Raw genomic sequence first — 17,165 nt, forward strand, 5'->3', positions numbered from 1 at the left:
CCGTTCGCCGGAATCACAGTTCCGAACGAATGCGCTCGCGCAGCGCCTGCAGATCCTTGGCAAACGCATCGATGCCGGTCGCCAGCTTCTCGGTCGCCATCGGATCGGCCGCCAGATCCGCTGCGAACTTCGCCGCATCGATCGGGGTCACCGCCGCGCCATCCGCCGCACCGGCCACCAGCTTGCGCGGCAGCTCGCCGTGGTCGGCGTCCAGCTTCTCCAGCAGGTCCGGCGAAATCGTCAGGCGGTCGCAGCCGGCCAGCGCTTCGATCTGCGCGGTCGAACGGAACGAGGCGCCCATCACCACCGTCGGCGAACCGCGGCGCTTGAATTCGGCATACACGCCGCGCACGAACTTCACGCCCGGGTCTTCATCGATGTTGGCCGGGGTCTGGCCGTTGGCCACGTACCAGTCCAGGATGCGGCCGACGAACGGCGAGATCAGGAACGCGCCGGCTTCGCTGCAGGCCAGCGCCTGGGTCGGGTTGAAGATCAGGGTCAGGTTGCAGTCGATGCCCTCGGCCTGCAGGATGCGCGCGGCTTCCACGCCTTCCCAGGTCGCGGCGATCTTGATCAGGATCTTCTCGCGCGGCACGCCGGCATCGGCGTACATCTGGATGAACTGGCGGGCCTTGGCTACGGTGGCAGCGGTGTCGTGGGCCTGGTCGGCATCCACTTCGGTGGACACGCGGCCCGGCACCAGCGTGCTCAGCAGCGCGCCGACGCCGATGGTCAGGCGGTCGGCCACGGCGTGCACCACGGCTTCGCGGTCGCCACTCTGCTGGCGGCCCCAGGCTAGTTCGCGTTCGATCAGCTCGGCGTAGACCGGCAGGTCCAGCGCCTTCTTCACCAGGGTCGGGTTGGTGGTGCAGTCCACCGGCTGCAGGCGCTTGATCGCCTCGTAGTCACCGGTATCGGCAACGACCACGGACAGTTCGCGCAGCTGGGACAGTTTGGACGGGGTACTCATTACGGCTCCTGGTGCAGGGGGATCGAATCGCGCGCGGTGCGCAGCGGTAATCAGGGACGGTCGTTGTGGACCGCGGTCACGCGCAGGCGCAGCTTGCGGCCGCCGGGCGCGTTCCAGTCGATGCTCTGGCCGATCGAAAGGCCGAGCAGGGCACTGCCGACCGGGGCCAGCACGGAAACCTTGCCTTCATCGACGTTGGCTTCGCGGGGGAAGACCAGGGTCAGGACGTGCTTCTCGCCCGACACTTCATCTTCGCACTCCACGCGCGAATGCATCATGACGATGCCTTCGGGAATCTGGTCCGGTGCCAGCACGGTGGCACGGTTGAGTTCTTCAGCAAGCGCGAGCGCGGCAGGCGTCTGGCTCAGCGCAGGGGATTCGAGCATGGCGTCCAGGCGGTCCATGTCGAAGGTGGAAACGGTGATCGACGGCGGCAGGCCGCTGGCGGTACTCATGGTGAAGCTCCTTGGTTGAAAGCCATGCAAAAGGCGGCACCTGCTGGCGCCGCCTGTCTGTATTGTGGGGACAAATGCGACTGGAATCGACTCCTGCCGATTCCAGGCCGGTGCTGCGGGGGTTCAGCCGTTCAGCGCGGGGCCGGGCAGGGCGGTCGTGTCGCCGGCGGCGTTGACCGCTTCCAGGGTGAACAGCGCCTGCGGCAGGCGCTTGAACTGATCGGCCAGCTCCATCAGGAAGTCGTTCATGGCCGAGCTGCGGCGCCAGATCATGGCGATGCGGCGGCTGGGGCGTCCTTCGCCGGTGAAGTCGAGCAGGCGGATGTTGTTCGAGCGCGGCACCGGCGGCTGCACCGACAGGCTCGGCAGCAGGGTGATGCCGACGTCGGCGGCGACCATCTGCCGCAGCGTTTCCAGGCTGGTGGCGCGGAACTCGGACTTCTCGTTCGCGCCGAAAAGGCGGCAGACTTCCAGTGCCTGGTCGCGCAGGCAATGGCCATCTTCCAGCAGCAGCAGCTTCTGCGTGGCCAGCTCCTGCACGTCCAGGTGTTCGCGACGGGCCAGCGGGTGGCGCCCGGATACGGCCAGCAGGAAGGGTTCCTCGAACAGAAACTCGGCATGCAGCTGGTCGTCGATCACCGGCAGGGCCAGCAGTGCAGCGTCGAGCTTGCCTTCGCGCAGGCGGTCCAGCAGCACATCGCTCTTTTCCTCGACCAGCAGCAGTTCCAGCTCCGGGAAGCGATCGCGGATGCGCGGAATCACATGCGGCAGCAGGTACGGGCCCAGGGTCGGGAAGATCCCCAGGCGCACCGTACCGGCTTCCGGATCGCGGCTGCGACGTGCCGCTTCCTTCAGCTGTTCCACTTCGGACACGATCACCCGTGCCCGTGCTGCTGCTTCCTGGCCGGCCGGGGTCAGCATCACCTTGCGCGGTGCACGTTCCACCAGCGGCAGGCCCAGCTCTTCTTCCAGCTTGCGGATCTGCGTGGACAGCGTCGGCTGGCTGACGAAGCAGGAGGCGGCAGCCCGGCCGAAATGCTTGTGGTCGGCCAGGGCTACCAGGTACTTCAGATCACGTAGGTTCATCCTTACACCCCAGGGGTAACGGACCGGCTGACGGCATGGTTACCCGACAGGCAGACAATGTTCCCGGTGATCTGGGAACGGTGGATCAGGCAGCTTCAGCAACGGCACCACTGCTGCTGCTCACCGACGAGCGGATCAGGTGGTCGAACGCGCTCAGTGCGGCGGTCGAACCGGCGCCCATGGCAATGATGATCTGCTTGTAGGGTACCGTCGTGCAATCGCCAGCAGCGAACACGCCCGGCAGGTTGGTCTGGCCGCGGTCATCGATGACGACCTCGCCACGCGGCGACAGCGCCACGGTGTCCTTCAGCCACTCGGTGTTGGGCAGCAGGCCGATCTGCACGAAGATGCCTTCCAGCTCGACGCGGTGGGCATCGCCGCCGACGCGGTCCTTGTAGACCAGGCCGGTGACGCGGCTGCCGTCGCCCAGCACTTCGGTGGTCTGCGCGCTGGTCAGCACGGTGACGTTGCCCAGGCTGCGCAGCTTCTTCTGCAGCACTTCATCGGCGCGCAGGCTGGAATCGAACTCCAGCAGGGTTACATGCGACACGATGCCGGCCAGGTCGATGGCCGCTTCCACGCCGGAGTTGCCGCCGCCGATCACCGCCACGCGCTTGCCCTTGAACAGCGGACCATCGCAATGCGGGCAGTAGGCCACGCCCTTGTTGCGGTACTGGTCTTCGCCCGGCACGTTCATCTGCCGCCAGCGCGCGCCGGTGGACAGGATCACCGAGCGCGACTTCAGCACCGCGCCGTTCTCCAGCTGCACCTGCACCAGGCCGTCTTCACCGGCCGGCACCAGCGCACTGGCGCGCTGCAGGTTCATGATGTCCACCTCGTACTCGCGCACGTGCTGTTCCAGCGCCGTGGCCAGCTTCGGGCCCTCGGTCTCCTTCACCGAGATGAAGTTCTCGATCGCCATGGTGTCCAGCACCTGGCCACCGAAACGTTCGGCGGCGATGCCGGTGCGGATGCCCTTGCGTGCAGCATAGATCGCTGCTGCCGCGCCGGCCGGGCCACCGCCCACCACCAGCACGTCGAAGGCATCCTTGGCGGCGATCTTCTCGGCATCGCGCTTGCTGGCGTTGGTATCCAGCTTGGCGACGATCTGCTCGAGGGTCATGCGACCCTGGTCGAAGACTTCACCGTTGAGGTACACGGTCGGCACCGACATGATCTCGCGCTTCTCGACTTCGTCCTGGAACAGGGCACCGTCGATGGCCACGTGCTGGATGCGCGGGTTGAGTACCGCGGCCAGGTTCAGCGCCTGCACCACGTCCGGGCAGTTCTGGCAGGACAGCGAGAAGTAGGTTTCGAACCTGTATTCACCTTCCAGGTTCTGCACCTGCTCGATCAGCTCGGCGGTGGCCTTGGACGGGTGGCCGCCGACCTGCAGCAGAGCCAGCACCAGCGAGGTGAACTCGTGGCCCATCGGCAGGCCGGCGAAGGTCAGGTGGATATCCTGGCCCGGGGTGCCCAGGTCGAAGGACGGCACGCGGCCCTGGCCATCGCGCAGCACCTGCAGCGAGATCTTGTCCGACAGGCTGTCCAGGGTCTGCAGCAGTTCCAGCATTTCCTGCGACTTGGCGCCGTCGTCGGCGTGCGCGGTGATCTGGATCGGGCGGGTCACGCGCTCCAGATAGGTCTTCAGCTGCGACTGCAGGTTGGCGTCCAACATCGGGTCATCTCCTGGCTTCAGGCAAACAGGGGGCGTGGCACCGCTGTAGAAGGTAGCGGACCAGCAGGGGGTAGGGGTGAACCCAAGACAGCGACCGTGGAAGGGGCTGGCTGGCCAAGGCGGGCGAGCGTTGGCTGTCTTGGGTTCACCCCCACGCCGGCGGGGGGACCGGCACGGGGATGAAAGGCGCGCCGTGGCGTGGGGCCACGGCAGGCCGGTACCGCTTTAGATCTTGCCGACCAGGTCCAGCGACGGGGTCAGGGTCTTCTCGCCTTCCTTCCACTTGGCCGGGCAGACCTGGTTCGGGTTGGCGGCGGTGAACTGGGCAGCCTTCAGCTTGCGCAGGGTCTCGGAGACGTCACGGGCGATCTCGTTGGAGTGGATCTCCAGGGTCTTGATCACGCCTTCCGGGTTGATGATGAAGGTGCCGCGCAGGGCCAGGCCTTCTTCCGGAATGTGCACGCCGAAGGCGTTGGTCAGCTGGTGGGTCGGGTCGCCGACCAGCGGGAACTGGGCCTTGCCGACGGCCGGCGAGGTTTCGTGCCACACCTTGTGCGAGAAGTGGGTGTCGGTGGTGACGATGTAGACCTCGGCGCCGGCCTTCTTGAACTCGGCGTAATGGTCAGCGGCGTCTTCGATCTCGGTCGGGCAGTTGAAGGTGAAGGCGGCCGGCATGAAGATCAGGACCGACCACTGGCCCTTCAGGGTGCTGTCGGAAACCTTGATGAACTCGCCATTCAGGTAAGCATTGGCTTCGAACGGCTGGATCTGGGTGTTGATCAGGGACATCGTTTTTCCTCTGGGTGAAGGGGAGTGGGTGAATCGACAGGACCTAGAGTACCGACTCGCTATCGATAAGAACAATCCATTGATTGCATCTATTTGATAGATGCAGTCTATCAAAATGTACTGAGCAGGTACTGAACCCGGACGCTTTCATCCTGCAACTGCCTGTGTGACAAGGAAAATCTTCCGGAACGGCTGAATAGGGCCAATAGTCCCTCCTTATCCGCTCGGGCAGAACCTGAACGGATTGCAGCCTTTTGTAGAGTCGAGTCATGCTCGACTGCGGACCTGTGGATGTGTAGCTCGACTGCGCCAGAAGCAGCCGAGCATGGGCTCGGCTCTACAATTACGGAATGCCTTTCCAACCCGAACCTTCCCTGCGCCAGGTCGTGGCCGAGGCCAGTACCCGCCTCGGCGGCGTCGAGGCCCGCCACGAGGCCGAACTGCTGCTGCTGCATGTGCTGGACCGCCCGCGAAGCTGGCTGTTCGCACATGCCACCGATCCGCTGGCCGCCGCCGACCAGGCCACCTTCGAAGCGTTGCTGGCCCGCCGCGTGGCCGGCGAGCCGGTGGCCTACCTGACCGGCCGCCGCGGTTTCTGGACGCTGGACCTGGAAGTCGATCCAACCACGCTGATCCCGCGCCCGGAAACCGAACTGCTGGTCGAGCTGGCGCTGGGGCGCCTGCCGCAGGACCAGGCGCTGCAGCTGGCTGACCTGGGCACCGGCAGCGGTGCGATTGCACTTGCACTGGCCAGCGAACGGCCCCAAGCGCAGGTGCTGGCTACCGATGCCAGCCCGGGCGCGCTGGCCGTGGCCGCGCGCAATGCTGCTCGCCATGAACTGCACAACGTCCGCTTCGCCGAGGGCGGGCACGACTGGTATGCGCCGCTGCAAGGCCTGCGCTTCGACCTGATCGCCAGCAACCCGCCCTATATCGCCAGCGACGACCCGCATCTGGAGCAGGGCGACCTGCGTTTTGAACCGGCCACCGCGCTGGCCTCCGGCGTGGATGGCCTGGATGACATCCGTCGCATCGTAGACGGTGGCCAGGCCCACCTGCTGCCCGGCGGTTGGCTGCTGATCGAGCACGGTTGGGACCAGGGCGCGGCGATCCGCGCGCTGTTCGACGCGGCGGGTTTTACGGAGGTGCAGACCGTACAGGATCTGGAGCAGCGCGACCGCATCACCCTGGGCCGGCGTCCGGCCTAGAATGGAGGTTCTCCTGCCCCGGCAGGGCATCACCCTGGAGCTGCAAGCATGCGTACGCTGTACCCCGCCATCACCCCCTACGACGTTGGCACCCTGAAGGTCGACGACCGCCACACGCTGTACTTCGAACAGTGCGGCAACCCGGACGGCAAGCCGGTGGTGATGCTGCACGGTGGCCCGGGCGGCGGCTGCAGCGACAAGATGCGCCAGTTCCACGACCCGTCCAAGTACCGCATCATCCTGTTCGACCAGCGCGGTGCCGGCCGTTCCACCCCGCACGCGGACCTGGTGGACAACACCACCTGGGACCTCGTCGCCGATATCGAGAAGCTGCGCGAGCACCTCAAGGTTGATCGCTGGCAGGTGTTCGGCGGAAGCTGGGGTTCGACCCTGGCGCTGGCCTATGCCGAAACCCACCCGCAGCGCGTGACCGAACTGGTCCTGCGCGGCATCTTCATGCTGCGTCGCTGGGAGCTGGAATGGTTCTACCAGGAAGGCGCCAACCGCTTGTTCCCGGATGCGTGGGAGCACTACCTCAAGCCGATTCCGTCGGTGGAGCGTCATGACCTGATCTCGGCCTTCCACCGCCGCCTGACCAGCGAAGACGAAACCACCCGCCTGGAAGCGGCCAAAGCCTGGGCGGTGTGGGAAGGCGCGACCAGCTTCCTGCACGTCGACGACGACTTCATCAACAGCCACGAAGACCCGCACTTCGCGCTGGCCTTTGCCCGCATCGAGAACCATTACTTCGTCAACGGCGGCTTCTTCGAGGTGGAAGACCAGCTGCTGCGCGACGCGCACCGCATCGCTGACATTCCCGGCGTGATCGTGCACGGCCGCTATGACGTGGTCTGCCCGCTGGCCAACGCCTGGGACCTGACCAGGGTGTGGCCGAAGGCCAAGCTGGAAATTACGCCGGCTTCGGGCCACTCGGCGTTCGAAGCCGAAAACGTGGACGCGCTGGTGCGCGCCACCGATAGCTTCGCCTGATCGGTAACGCCGGGCCATGCCCGGTGCTATCGGCCCTCATCCGCGCATGGCGTGGATCTACCGCAGCCGGGTAGTGCCGGCCGCTGGCCGGCAAACCTGAGACGGTTGGATTGCTGGAGACGCCGGCCAGCGGCCGGCGCTACCACTCCCCGGCCAGCAACGCGTCGGCCAGTACCTGCAACTTCGGCGAATGCTGGCGCGACGGTGGGTAGATCAATGACAGTTCGCGGCTGCGGCCTTCGAACGGCTGCAGCACGCGCTGCAGGCGGCCATCGGCCAACGCATCGGCCACGGCGAAATCCATCACCTGCACGATGCCGATACCGGCGATGGCCGCTTCCACCAGCGGATCGCCGCTGTCGAACACCATCCGCGTCGGCGGCGTGAACTCGCGCAGTTGCCCGTCCTGCAGGAACTGCCAGTCCACCAGCCGGCCACTGCGCAGGTTGCGCACCGCCAGGCAGGCATGGTCCTGCAGCGCGGCCACATCGTCCGGTGCGCCACAGCGGGCCAGATAGGCGGGGCTGGCCACCGTCACCCAGCGCAGCGGCCGCAATGGCCGCGCGACGATGCGCTGGTCGGCGATGACGCCGGTGCGCAGCGCGGCATCGAAGCCTTCCTCGACCAGATCGACCAGGCGGTCGCTGAGCACCGCTTCCACCTGCAGCTGCGGATGCTGTTGCAGCAACGGCGCCAGCATCGGCACCAGCACCTTGCGCCCGAACATCGACGGCGCACTGATCTTCAATGTGCCCGAGGGCGTGCACGGGCGGTCGGCCAGTTGCCGTTCGGCATCGTCCAGGCCGGTCAGCAGTGGTGCCACCTGTTCCACGAACTGGCGGCCATCCGGGGTCAGCGCCACGTTGCGGGTGTTCCGCTGCAGCAGCTTCACCCCCAGCGTGGCTTCCAGCCTTCCGATCGCGCGCGACAGGCCGGATTGGCTCAGGCCGAGCTGGCCGGCGGCCACGGTGAAGCTGCGGGCTTCGGCCACCTGCACCAGCATGCGCACCGCATTGAGGTCCATCGAGGCTGCATTCATGCTGAAAATCATGACAGATATGGTCGCTTAGGGGTTTATTGATTGGGCTGCATCAATGAGACTGCGCTCCCCCACCGCGCCAGACCGCCGATGCCTCCCCTCAAATACCCGCGCTGGGCGCTGACCCTGCTGGCCACCGCCCAGCTGATCATCGCCCTGGATGCCACCATCATCTTCGTTGCCCTGCATGACATGGGCCGCGCGCTGCAGATCAACGCGCAGCAGCTGCAATGGGTGGTCAGTGCCTACACCGTGGCCTTCGGCGGCAGCCTGCTGCTGGGTGGCCGTGCCGCCGACCTCATCGGCCGCCGCCGCTTCTACCGGCTGGGCATGCTGCTGTTCGCGCTGGCCTCGCTGCTCGGTGCGCTGGCGCCGAACGCCACGCTGTTGATCATCGCGCGCGCCGCACAAGGCGTCGGGGCGGCGCTGCTGTTCCCGGCCACGCTGGCGCTGATCAACACGCTGTACGCCGAAGGCCCGATACGCAATCGTGCGCTGGCGATCTGGAGCATGGCCAGCGCGGTCGGCCTGGCGCTGGGCACGCTGCTCGGTGGCGTGCTGACCCAGGCGTTCGGCTGGCCGGCGGTGCTGGCGGTGATCGTGCCGCTGGCCACGGCGTGCGCGGTCGCGGCCGGTACATGGCTGCCGGCCGATGGTCCACGCGTGCAGGGCCGTTCCTTCGATCTGGCCGGTTGCCTCACCGTCACCGCCGGCGGCAGCCTGCTGGTCACCACCCTGGTGCAAGGGCCGGAGTGGGGCTGGACGGCGCCGGCTACGCTCATCTGCCTGCTGCTTTCAGCCGTATTGTTGACGGTGTTCGTACAGATCGAAAAGCGCAGCCGTGACCCGCTGATGCAGTTTTCGCTGTTGCGCCTGCCCGGCCTGCGTGCCGCGCTCGGCCTCACCTTCGCCTTCATGAGCAGCTATGGCGTGCAGTACTACTTCATGGCGCTGTATTTCCAGGACGGCTACGGCTGGAGTCCGCTGCAGGCCGGCCTGGCGTTCCTGCCGGCCACCGCGGTATGCACCGTGGGCATCCAGCTGGCCGAGTGGGCGCTGAAGCGCTGGAGCGCACGCAAGGTGCTGGTGCTCGGCCAGCTGGCCGGTGCCATCGGCATCGCCTGGGTGGCGGCAACCCTGCCGTACGCCTGGAACTTCTGGCCGCTGTTGCCGGGCGTCGTTGTGCTGAGCATCGGTCAGGGCATGACCTGGACCTCGATGTGGATCGTGGCCGGGCAGGGCGTGCCGGCTGCACAGCAGGGTGTCGCATCTGGCATGGCGGCAACCGCGCAGCAGATCGGCGGTGCCCTGGGGCTTGCAGTGCTGGTGATGGTGGCCAATGCCGGCGCCGGCGTTGCAGGCTCGCCCAGTGCGCTGGCCGGGCTGGTCCGTTCCGAGTACGGCGCCGCGCTGTTCGCCCTGTTCGGCGTGGTCATCGCGCTGGGCCTGCGCCCGGCACCGGTAGACTGCAGTTCCCTTGATGGACAGGCCAACAACGCATGATCGAACTGCTCGACCTGCAACAGACCCTGCACGCGTTCGCTGCCTGCAATGATGACTACGACGTATCCCTGTCCTTCGGCTGGGTGTACGCCACCGACGGCGAGCCGATGCAGGCGCGCTTCTGGTTGCCGCCCGATGAGGAAGCCGCCTTTGATGACGACGACGAGGTGCCGGCCGAGGCGCGCGCGCTTGGGCTGCGCGAGTATCTCGAACCTGGCAACTTTGCGGGTGTGCTTTTTGTACAGAAGCGCCAGCGTCCGCTATCCACTGTGGAGGAGTACGCAAAGGCTCTGGAGCACTACTGCGAGCACGACGCGTTCCTGGAAGTAGAAGGTGTCGACGAAGCGCTGGGGGAAGCTACGGAGGCTGACCGACTGGCCGCGCGCTATGCCGGTGTTGGGGCGGACATCTTTACGTCGTTCGACCTGTGGTTGCTGGCGTGCGGGGATGAACAGCTGAAGGCCACGGCGCAGGCCGTGGCGCACCAGCACGAGGTGCCGGTGGGTGAAGCGCTGGCACGCTGCCGTGCGTTGCCCCTGCTGCTGGGGCAAGCCCTGGATCGCAACCGCGCGCAGGCCATCAAGGATGAATTCGAAGCCATCGGCGCGACCGTACAGGTGTACGGCTTCAAGCCGTTCCCGTGGATGGACGCGCCCGTATTGCATTGAACAACACCATCCACGCATGGCGTGGATCTACTGGGGTATCGCGAGTAGATCCACGCCATGCGTGGATGGGATCATGCCAGGGCCAGCAACTGCGGTTGCAGCGCGCTGAAGATCCGCGCCAGCCGCTCCGCCCATGCCTGCTGCCCGGCGGCATCGGCGATCAGGTCCTGGCGGATCTCCAGTTCCACGTGCACCAGCCCGCGGCCTTCGCCATGCACCGGCACCGCGTAGTCGCTGGTGCTGCTGACCGAATAGGGTTCGTTGTCACCCACCACCAGGTCGCCTTCGTCGCGCAGTGCCTGCAGCAGTGCATGCGCAAAGCGCGTGTCCTGGTGGTACAGCACGCCGGCATGCCACGGCCGCTGCATGCCGTTCATCGCTGGCGTGAAGCTGTGCATCATCACCAGCAGGGTGGGGCGACCCGCATCGCGGCGTGCGTCCAGTTCGGCGTCGATGCGTGCGTGGTACGGCGCGTGGATCGCATCAATGCGCTGTTGCCGCTGCGCCGCCGACAGCCCGGCATTGCCCGGGACCACGGTGTGGTCGCTTACTTCCGGAATCAGCGTCGGCGAGGCCAGTGGGCGGTTGCAGTCGATCAGCAGCCGCGAATAGGTCTGTTCGATCGCCCAGGCATCCAGCCGTTCGGCCAGCGCGCGGGTGGTGCCGGCAATGCCGATGTCCCAGCCGATGTGGCGATCCAGTTCGGCCTGTGGCAAGCCCAGGCCGGCGAGGGCACCCGGCACCTGTTGGCCGGCATGGTCGGCCAGCAGCAGATACGGCGAAGCGCCCTGCGGCCGGTGAATCGCGTAGATTGCCGGGTCGTCGGCGCCGAGCAGCGCCGGCAGCGCATGCAGGTCGGCGTCAGCCACGCGGGCGCCCGTCCAGGTGGTGCTCGATCATCCACAGGCCGGCCCACAGCTTGGCATCCAGCTCGTAGCCTTCGCCCATCTTCTGCACCAGCCACGCTGCCGCCTGCGCGCGCGGAATCTCGTGCACGGTGATGTCTTCGCTGTCATCGCCGCCACCTTCGCCGATCCGGCGCAGGCCGGTGGCGCGTACGAAGGCGATCTTCTCGCTGCTGGCACCGGACGACGTCGGGCCGATCATCAGCACTTCGGCGTGATCGGCGGTCCAGCCGGTTTCTTCTTCCAGTTCGCGCACGGCCGAGACTTCGATCGACTCGCCGGCATCGATGTCGCCGACCAGGCCGGCCGGCATCTCGATGGTGGGTGCCTGCAGCGGCACGCGGAACTGCTCGACGAACAGCACCTTGTCCTCCGGGGTGACGGCGATGATGATCGCCGCCAGGCCACCGGCGTGGGTGCGTTCGCTGTATTCCCAGGTGCCGCGCACCAGCATGCGCTGGTACTTGCCTTCATAGACGACGCGCGGGGCTTCGGTGTTGCGCTGGCTCATGCGGGCTCGCTGGAATTGGAAAAGGATGGAGTGGGAACGGGGTCGGCCACGCCGGCGGCATCGAACAGCCGGCGGCGGGTCATCGGGCCGAAGCGCAGGGTCTGGCACAGGCCACCAAGCAGCTCCGGATCGGCTGCCTGGCGCAGCAGCCCGGGCTGGCTGCCGTCCAGCGGCGCGTCCAGCGCGATGGTGGTCAGCTGGCGCCAGAGCTGGGCGTGCTCGCGCTGCTCGCGCAGGCGCACCGCCATCTGTGCCGCGCCGCGCAGGCGCAGGAACGGCACTTCGTCCAGGCGTTCGTACAGCGCATCCATGCTGCCGAAGTGGGCCAGCAGCACGGCGGCGGACTTGCTGCCGACACCACTGACACCGGGAATGTTGTCCACCGCATCGCCGCACAGTGCCAGGTAATCGGCGATCTGGTGCGCGTGCACGCCGTGCCGCGCCTTCACTCCGGCTACGTCCCAACGCTGGTTGCGTGCGTAGTCCCACTGCTCGTCGTGATCCAGCAGCAGCTGCGACAGGTCCTTGTCGGCGGAGATGATCACCCCGCGGTGGCTGCCACGGTGCACGTGCAGGGCGCTGCCGATCAGGTCATCGGCTTCGTATTCGTGGTGGGCAAGCACCGCAAGGCCCAACGCCGCGCACAGCGCCTTGCAGTGTACGAACTGACGCTTGAGCGCTTCCGGCGCCGGGTCCCGATTGGCCTTGTAGGCCGGATACAGCCGGTGGCGGAAGCCGCTGTCGAGTGCTTCGTCGAAGGCGATGGCGATGTGCCGCGGGCGCTCGCGTTCGAGCAGATCGAGCAGGAAGCGGGCGAAGCCGTGCACGGCGTTGGTCGGCCAGCCCTGCGCGTCCTGGAACTGGTCCGGCAGCGAGTGCCAGGCGCGGAACACGTAGATGCTGGCGTCGACCAGATACAGCGATGGCGGTGGTGCCGGCAGGCTCATGCCGGTGGCGTCCAGTCGCGCAGCAGGGCCGCCGGATCGGGGCGCTCGCGCTCAGGTACATCGGCCTTGGGTGTACCGATGTGGATGAAGCCGGCGATGCGTTCGCCTTCGACCAGGCCCAGGTGGGCCTGTACCGCCGGATCGAAGGCCATCCAGGCGGTCAGCCACTGCGCGCCGAAGCCCAGCGCCTGCGCGGCCTGCAGCAGGGCGAAGCAGACGCAGCCGGCGGTCATCAGCTGTTCCTGCTCGGGCACCTTCGGGTCCGGCCGCGGGCTGGCCACCACCACGATCACCAGCGGCGCATGGCTGAAACGCTGGCGGTCCTTCTCGAATACCGCCTCGCCGGCATGCGGGTCGCGCTGGCGGCTGCGCTCGGCCAGGAAGTCGCCCAGAGTGTGACGTGCATCGCCGGCAATCTTCAGGAAGCGGAACGGTACGCGCTTGCCGTGGTCGGGCACGCGCACGGCCGAGGCCAGCATGCGCTGCAGGGTGGCCGGATCCGGTCCGGGCTCGCCCAGTTGCCGCGAGGGCACCGAGCGGCGGGCATCCAGGGCAAGCAGGGCAGCGGGGTCGGGCATGGAGTCTGAACCGGTCATCACGGGTGTTTGATTATAGTCGGGGTGGTCAATGACGCCGTCTGTGTCGCGTCCCGCCCCTGAATATCAAACTGTGATGAACATCATGCCACTGGCGGGAAAGGGACGACCGCTTCCTCTCGCCTCGTGGGCCTCGCACGGCTTACGATATCTATCTTGCCGGGCCGCCGGTCATGAGGTTTGAAGTGAGGACTGTTTCACTGTCCGTGACGGGCTGGCCGGCCTACCATCGACGTACCGGTACATGGGGTGTGCCGGCCGTCGCGATGTCCATGCTGTCTGTCGTACCAGAGAAGGTGGGGAGCCTTCCCGAATGATGAGCGCGCCCACACCGATGGGATCGCCGGGCCGTGACCCGGTCCAGCTTCAGCGTGCCCGGGACATGGTCCTGCCGGCGCTGTGCCAGGCCTTCGGGGCCGCACTGGCGCGTTTCGACGATGCACTGTTCGACCGCGCCGGCAATGCTGGCTCGTCGCAGCTGCTGTTCCTGGATGCGATGCGCGAGCTGCGCCGTCGCCGTGAGGACATCGCCGCCGCCTTCGCCGGCCACCTGCAGCGGGCCTGGGATGCACTGGCCAGTGGCGAGCCGTTGTCGGCCGAAGCCACCCTGTCCGGGCCGGCCGAGGATGGCCTGAGCCTGCTGGCTGAACATGTACTGGAATCGCGGCTGGCGGTGCGCAATTTCGCCACCGTGCTGCTGCGTGACTTCAAGCCGGTGCTGGCGCGGCTGGACCGCCGCCTCGGCCGCCTGATCGGCGGCGCCGAGCTGGATGCCGATCACAACCCGGTCAGCCCCGAACATCTGGGCGTGGCCATCCATGAGGCCTTTGCCGGCTGCGAACTGGCGCCGGAAGTGCACCTGGTGCTGATCAAGCTGTGCGAGCGCGACCTGCGCGCGCCGGTGGGCCGCATCTACGAGAAGCTGGACGAGCAGCTGGCCGCCGCTGGCGTGATGTCGCAGATGGGGGCGCCGCGGCGTCCATTGTCGGCCGCGCCCGACCCGCGCATGGCGCCCGGGTCGGACGATCTGGTCGAGCCGCGCCACGCGGCGGGCTTCGAATCCGAATTCAGCGATGATGAACAGGCCGCGCCGGCCTGGGCACAGCGCTTCGCTGCGCGCTGGTCCGAGCGCCGTGGCCACATGCAGCAGCACCTCGGGAGCGAGGATGCCGGCAACGGCGAGGCGTATGCCGGCCAGCAGGGAATGCTGCTGGAGGCCCTGCATGAGCTGCTGCAGCAGACCCGTCATGTCCGCGAGGACGCCACCTCGGCCGCGCAGGTCGCGGTTGGTCAGCACCGCCCGTTGAGCCAGCGCGAGATGATGTCGGTGCTGTCGCTGCTGCAGGCCACGCCCAGCGCCACCCTGCGTGCGGCCATCGGCGAGGACGGCGAATCACTGGCGCAGCGGCTGAAGAGTGAAGTGCTGTCCAGCGCCACCCGTCTCGGCGTCGATCCTGGCCAGACCCGGCTGGACCCGCAGGACGAAGATGCGATCGATCTGGTCGGCATGCTGTTCGACGTGATGCTGGACGAACGCGAACTGGAGGGCCGCTCGCGCGAGCTGATCGGCCGCCTGGTGGTGCCCTTCGTCAAGGTGGCGATGCTCGACCGCCGCATGTTCGTGCAGAAGACCCACCCGGCCCGCAAGCTGCTCAACTCGCTGGCCGAAGCCTGCGAGGGCAATACCGGCGAAAGCCAGGCCGAGCGCATGCTGATGGCCAAGGTCGAGGAAATCATCGAGCGCCTGGTGGCTGAGTTCAACGAGAACCTGGCGATCTTCCTGACCCTGGAAGAAGAATTCCGCGAGTTCCTCGTGCAGCACCGCCGCCGCGTGGAAATCGCCGAGCGCCGCGCCGCCGAAACGCAGCGCGGCCAGGAGAAGCTGGAAATGGCCCGCAGCCGGGCGGGTGCCGAACTGGATCGCCGCATCGGCGATGCCACCCTGCCGCCGGCCATCGCTGAGTTCCTGCGCCAGCCATGGCAGCACCACCTGACCCTGGCGCTGCTGCGCGAGGGCGAGGAGGGCGCGTCGGTGGCCGAGGCACTGAGCCTGGCTGACGGCCTGCTGGAGGAAGTGGCCGAGGCCCGCCGCCAGATCGTCGGCAAGCCGTGGCTGCAGGCCTGGCAGCCGGTGCTGGCCAAGGTATTTGCCAGTGTCGGCGTGCACGGCGATGCCGCCACCGGTGCCATCGACGCCCTGCACGACACCCTGCAGGGCATTGCGGAATCGCGACCGGAACTGCAGCGCGCGCTGCCGGAGCTGCCGCAGGTTGCCTTGCCGGCGCCGCCGGTGGCTGAGTCGCCAGCGGTGGAGCTCGGCGGGCAGATCGACGCCGACGATTTCGACAACGCCGACGCCGACCGCTTCCGACGCATGGAAATCGGCAACTGGCTGGACTTCGTCGACAAGGACGGCAAGGTGCAGGCCGGCAAGCTGTCCTGGGTCAGCCCGATTTCCTCGCGCCTGCTGTTCGTCAACCGCCGCGGCGTGCGCTTCTGCGTGGCCTCGCCGGAAGAACTGGCGGTGATGGTGCGGCTGGGCCGCCTGCGCGCCCACGTCGACGATGGCGCCTTCGACAGCGCGATGCAGGGTGTGATCGATCGGCTGGACCCGGGCAGCGCAACACTGCACTGAGCCGTGGCCGCCTGCTAGGATCGGGAAAACTCACCGATCAGCGGGGACCTGCATGGCCGTGGCGTTGCTGGGGATCAAGGAGACCGCGCCGGGCGAACGGCGCGTGGCGTTGACGCCGGAAACCGCGCGCAAGCTCGGTGCCTTGGGCATCACTGTCTGGTATGAGGCCGGCGCCGGTCTGGCGGCGGGATTTACCGATGCTGCCTATGACGACGCCGGTGCACGTGTGTTCGATGAAGGTCGCTGGGCCGAGATCGATATCCTGCTGTGCGTGCAGGCACCGCCGGTGGCGGTCCTGGAGCAGCTCAAGCCCGCTGCCAGCGTGGTCGGCCTGCTGATTCCGGCCAGTGATCCGGCGCTTGCGGCATTGGCCGCTGGCGACCGCCTGCACCTGTTCCCACTGCAGCAGCTGCCGCGCACCACCCGCGCGCAGGCGATGGATGTACTCAGCTCGCAGGCCGGCATGGCCGGTTACAAGGCGGCACTGATCGCGGCCGAGCGTGCGCCGCGTTTCTTCCCGATGCTGACCACCGCCGCCGGTACCGTGCGCCCGGCCAAGGTGCTGGTGATCGGTGCCGGTGTGGCCGGTCTGCAGGCCATCGCTACCGCACGTCGTCTCGGTGCACAGGTGGAAGGTTTCGACGTGCGCCCGGAAACCCGCGAGCAGATCCAGTCGCTGGGCGCGCGCTTCCTTGATCTTGGTGTGAGTGCAGCCGGTGAAGGCGGCTATGCGCGTGCGTTGACCGATGAGGAACGCGCCGAGCAGCAGCGCCGGCTGGCCGACCACCTGCGCAGCGTGGATGTGGTGATCTGCACGGCAGCGGTACCGGGGCGACCGGCGCCGACGATCGTGACTGCCGCGATGGTGGAAGGCATGGCCACCGGCAGCGTCATTGTCGATCTGGCGGCAGAGAGCGGCGGCAACTGCGCACTGACCCAGCCGGGGCAGTGCATCGAACATCAGGGCGTGACCATCGATGGCCCGCTGGGCCTGGCCAGCCGCGGCGCGACCCAGGCCAGCGAGATGTACGCGCGCAACCTGCTCAACTTCGTCGCCTTGTTCGTGCGCGAAGGGGAGCTCAGTTTCGACTGGGACGACGAGTTGCTGGCGAAGACACGCTGGCAGGCGTGAGCCGGCAGCGCCGGTTGCCTTCCCGGTAGATCCACGCCATGCGTGGAGGAACG

Annotated in this window: 16 protein-coding genes; 6 read left to right on the forward strand and 10 right to left on the reverse strand. The window is 67.3% G+C overall.

Annotation, left to right across the window (positions count from 1 at the left end; all coding sequences use genetic code 11):
• Window positions 1-13: 13 nt before the first annotated feature.
• The 5 genes from ACZK5G_RS03585 to ahpC all read right to left on the reverse strand — a co-directional run bounded on the left by ACZK5G_RS03585 (window position 14) and on the right by ahpC (window position 4,978).
• Entirely contained in the window at window positions 14-970 is a 957-nt protein-coding gene (locus ACZK5G_RS03585; protein WP_049399989.1) for a transaldolase, read from the reverse strand.
• Between the two features lie 50 nt (window positions 971-1,020).
• Entirely contained in the window at window positions 1,021-1,425 is a 405-nt protein-coding gene (gene rnk, locus ACZK5G_RS03590) for a nucleoside diphosphate kinase regulator (protein WP_005408156.1), read from the reverse strand.
• Between the two features lie 123 nt (window positions 1,426-1,548).
• The gene (locus tag ACZK5G_RS03595) at window positions 1,549-2,511 is read right to left on the reverse strand and encodes a LysR substrate-binding domain-containing protein (protein ID WP_032129919.1); all 963 of its coding nucleotides are present in this window, start codon (window positions 2,509-2,511) and stop codon (window positions 1,549-1,551) included.
• Between the two features lie 85 nt (window positions 2,512-2,596).
• The gene (ahpF, locus tag ACZK5G_RS03600) at window positions 2,597-4,189 is read right to left on the reverse strand and encodes an alkyl hydroperoxide reductase subunit F (RefSeq protein WP_478465367.1); all 1,593 of its coding nucleotides are present in this window, start codon (window positions 4,187-4,189) and stop codon (window positions 2,597-2,599) included.
• Between the two features lie 225 nt (window positions 4,190-4,414).
• The gene (gene ahpC, locus ACZK5G_RS03605; RefSeq protein WP_004144811.1) at window positions 4,415-4,978 is read right to left on the reverse strand and encodes an alkyl hydroperoxide reductase subunit C; all 564 of its coding nucleotides are present in this window, start codon (window positions 4,976-4,978) and stop codon (window positions 4,415-4,417) included.
• A gap of 350 nt (window positions 4,979-5,328) precedes the next feature.
• Between ahpC and prmC the strand changes: the two genes are divergently transcribed.
• Both prmC and pip read left to right on the forward strand, forming a co-directional pair.
• A complete protein-coding gene (gene prmC / locus ACZK5G_RS03610; protein WP_478465369.1) occupies window positions 5,329-6,186 on the forward strand; it encodes a peptide chain release factor N(5)-glutamine methyltransferase in 858 nt (285 codons plus the stop codon).
• Between the two features lie 48 nt (window positions 6,187-6,234).
• A complete protein-coding gene (gene pip / locus ACZK5G_RS03615) occupies window positions 6,235-7,176 on the forward strand; it encodes a prolyl aminopeptidase (protein WP_478465370.1) in 942 nt (313 codons plus the stop codon).
• Between the two features lie 139 nt (window positions 7,177-7,315).
• On the opposite strand, the gene ACZK5G_RS03620 is transcribed toward pip, so the two are convergent.
• A complete protein-coding gene (locus ACZK5G_RS03620; protein WP_478466484.1) occupies window positions 7,316-8,200 on the reverse strand; it encodes a LysR family transcriptional regulator in 885 nt (294 codons plus the stop codon).
• A gap of 105 nt (window positions 8,201-8,305) precedes the next feature.
• On the opposite strand from ACZK5G_RS03620, the gene ACZK5G_RS03625 reads away from it, so the two are divergent.
• Both ACZK5G_RS03625 and ACZK5G_RS03630 read left to right on the forward strand, forming a co-directional pair.
• Window positions 8,306-9,718, forward strand: coding sequence for an MFS transporter (locus ACZK5G_RS03625; RefSeq protein WP_478465372.1), 1,413 nt, complete (start codon window positions 8,306-8,308; stop codon window positions 9,716-9,718).
• Window positions 9,715-10,386 (forward strand): DUF7716 domain-containing protein, encoded by a 672-nt coding sequence (locus tag ACZK5G_RS03630; RefSeq protein WP_478465374.1) that lies wholly within the window; start codon window positions 9,715-9,717, stop codon window positions 10,384-10,386. Before ACZK5G_RS03625 ends, ACZK5G_RS03630 begins: the two co-directional genes overlap by 4 nt.
• Window positions 10,387-10,457: 71 nt before the next feature.
• On the opposite strand, the gene ACZK5G_RS03635 is transcribed toward ACZK5G_RS03630, so the two are convergent.
• From ACZK5G_RS03635 to ACZK5G_RS03650, 4 genes are read right to left on the reverse strand one after another with little or no spacing between them, the layout of a single operon-like run.
• On the reverse strand, window positions 10,458-11,255 hold the full coding sequence (locus ACZK5G_RS03635; RefSeq protein WP_478465376.1) for an N-formylglutamate amidohydrolase: 798 nt from the start codon (window positions 11,253-11,255) through the stop codon (window positions 10,458-10,460).
• On the reverse strand, window positions 11,248-11,802 hold the full coding sequence (locus ACZK5G_RS03640) for an NUDIX hydrolase (protein WP_075675308.1): 555 nt from the start codon (window positions 11,800-11,802) through the stop codon (window positions 11,248-11,250). Before ACZK5G_RS03640 ends, ACZK5G_RS03635 begins: the two co-directional genes overlap by 8 nt.
• Window positions 11,799-12,749, reverse strand: coding sequence for a 5'-3' exonuclease (locus ACZK5G_RS03645; protein WP_478465378.1), 951 nt, complete (start codon window positions 12,747-12,749; stop codon window positions 11,799-11,801). The genes ACZK5G_RS03640 and ACZK5G_RS03645 overlap by 4 nt, the downstream gene beginning before the upstream one ends.
• Complete coding sequence (locus ACZK5G_RS03650) at window positions 12,746-13,327, reverse strand: nitroreductase family protein (RefSeq protein WP_049399990.1); 582 nt, start codon at window positions 13,325-13,327, stop codon at window positions 12,746-12,748. The genes ACZK5G_RS03645 and ACZK5G_RS03650 overlap by 4 nt, the downstream gene beginning before the upstream one ends.
• Window positions 13,328-13,658: 331 nt before the next feature.
• On the opposite strand from ACZK5G_RS03650, the gene ACZK5G_RS03655 reads away from it, so the two are divergent.
• A complete protein-coding gene (locus ACZK5G_RS03655; protein ID WP_049422876.1) occupies window positions 13,659-15,980 on the forward strand; it encodes a DUF1631 domain-containing protein in 2,322 nt (773 codons plus the stop codon).
• Between the two features lie 52 nt (window positions 15,981-16,032).
• Window positions 16,033-17,112, forward strand: a complete 1,080-nt coding sequence (locus ACZK5G_RS03660) for an NAD(P) transhydrogenase subunit alpha (RefSeq protein WP_478465380.1) — start codon at window positions 16,033-16,035, stop codon at window positions 17,110-17,112.
• Window positions 17,113-17,165: the final 53 nt, after the last annotated feature.

Source organism: Stenotrophomonas sp. 62841_Sma, from assembly GCF_056482945.1.

Bases quoted from the DNA above. Each gene is read 5' to 3' on its own strand.
- ACZK5G_RS03620 (WP_478466484.1), bottom strand. From the start codon at position 8,200: ATGGACCTCAATGCGGTGCGCATGCTGGTGCAGGTGGCCGAAGCCCGC.
- prmC (WP_478465369.1), top strand. From the start codon at position 5,329: ATGCCTTTCCAACCCGAACCTTCCCTGCGCCAGGTCGTGGCCGAGGCC.
- ACZK5G_RS03595 (WP_032129919.1), bottom strand. From the start codon at position 2,511: ATGAACCTACGTGATCTGAAGTACCTGGTAGCCCTGGCCGACCACAAG.
- ACZK5G_RS03645 (WP_478465378.1), bottom strand. From the start codon at position 12,749: ATGAGCCTGCCGGCACCACCGCCATCGCTGTATCTGGTCGACGCCAGC.
- rnk (WP_005408156.1), bottom strand. From the start codon at position 1,425: ATGAGTACCGCCAGCGGCCTGCCGCCGTCGATCACCGTTTCCACCTTC.
- ahpF (WP_478465367.1), bottom strand. From the start codon at position 4,189: ATGTTGGACGCCAACCTGCAGTCGCAGCTGAAGACCTATCTGGAGCGC.
- ACZK5G_RS03650 (WP_049399990.1), bottom strand. From the start codon at position 13,327: ATGCCCGACCCCGCTGCCCTGCTTGCCCTGGATGCCCGCCGCTCGGTG.
- ACZK5G_RS03625 (WP_478465372.1), top strand. From the start codon at position 8,306: ATGCCTCCCCTCAAATACCCGCGCTGGGCGCTGACCCTGCTGGCCACC.
- pip (WP_478465370.1), top strand. From the start codon at position 6,235: ATGCGTACGCTGTACCCCGCCATCACCCCCTACGACGTTGGCACCCTG.
- ACZK5G_RS03585 (WP_049399989.1), bottom strand. From the start codon at position 970: ATGAGTACCCCGTCCAAACTGTCCCAGCTGCGCGAACTGTCCGTGGTC.
- ACZK5G_RS03655 (WP_049422876.1), top strand. From the start codon at position 13,659: ATGATGAGCGCGCCCACACCGATGGGATCGCCGGGCCGTGACCCGGTC.
- ACZK5G_RS03630 (WP_478465374.1), top strand. From the start codon at position 9,715: ATGATCGAACTGCTCGACCTGCAACAGACCCTGCACGCGTTCGCTGCC.
- ACZK5G_RS03640 (WP_075675308.1), bottom strand. From the start codon at position 11,802: ATGAGCCAGCGCAACACCGAAGCCCCGCGCGTCGTCTATGAAGGCAAG.
- ahpC (WP_004144811.1), bottom strand. From the start codon at position 4,978: ATGTCCCTGATCAACACCCAGATCCAGCCGTTCGAAGCCAATGCTTAC.
- ACZK5G_RS03660 (WP_478465380.1), top strand. From the start codon at position 16,033: ATGGCCGTGGCGTTGCTGGGGATCAAGGAGACCGCGCCGGGCGAACGG.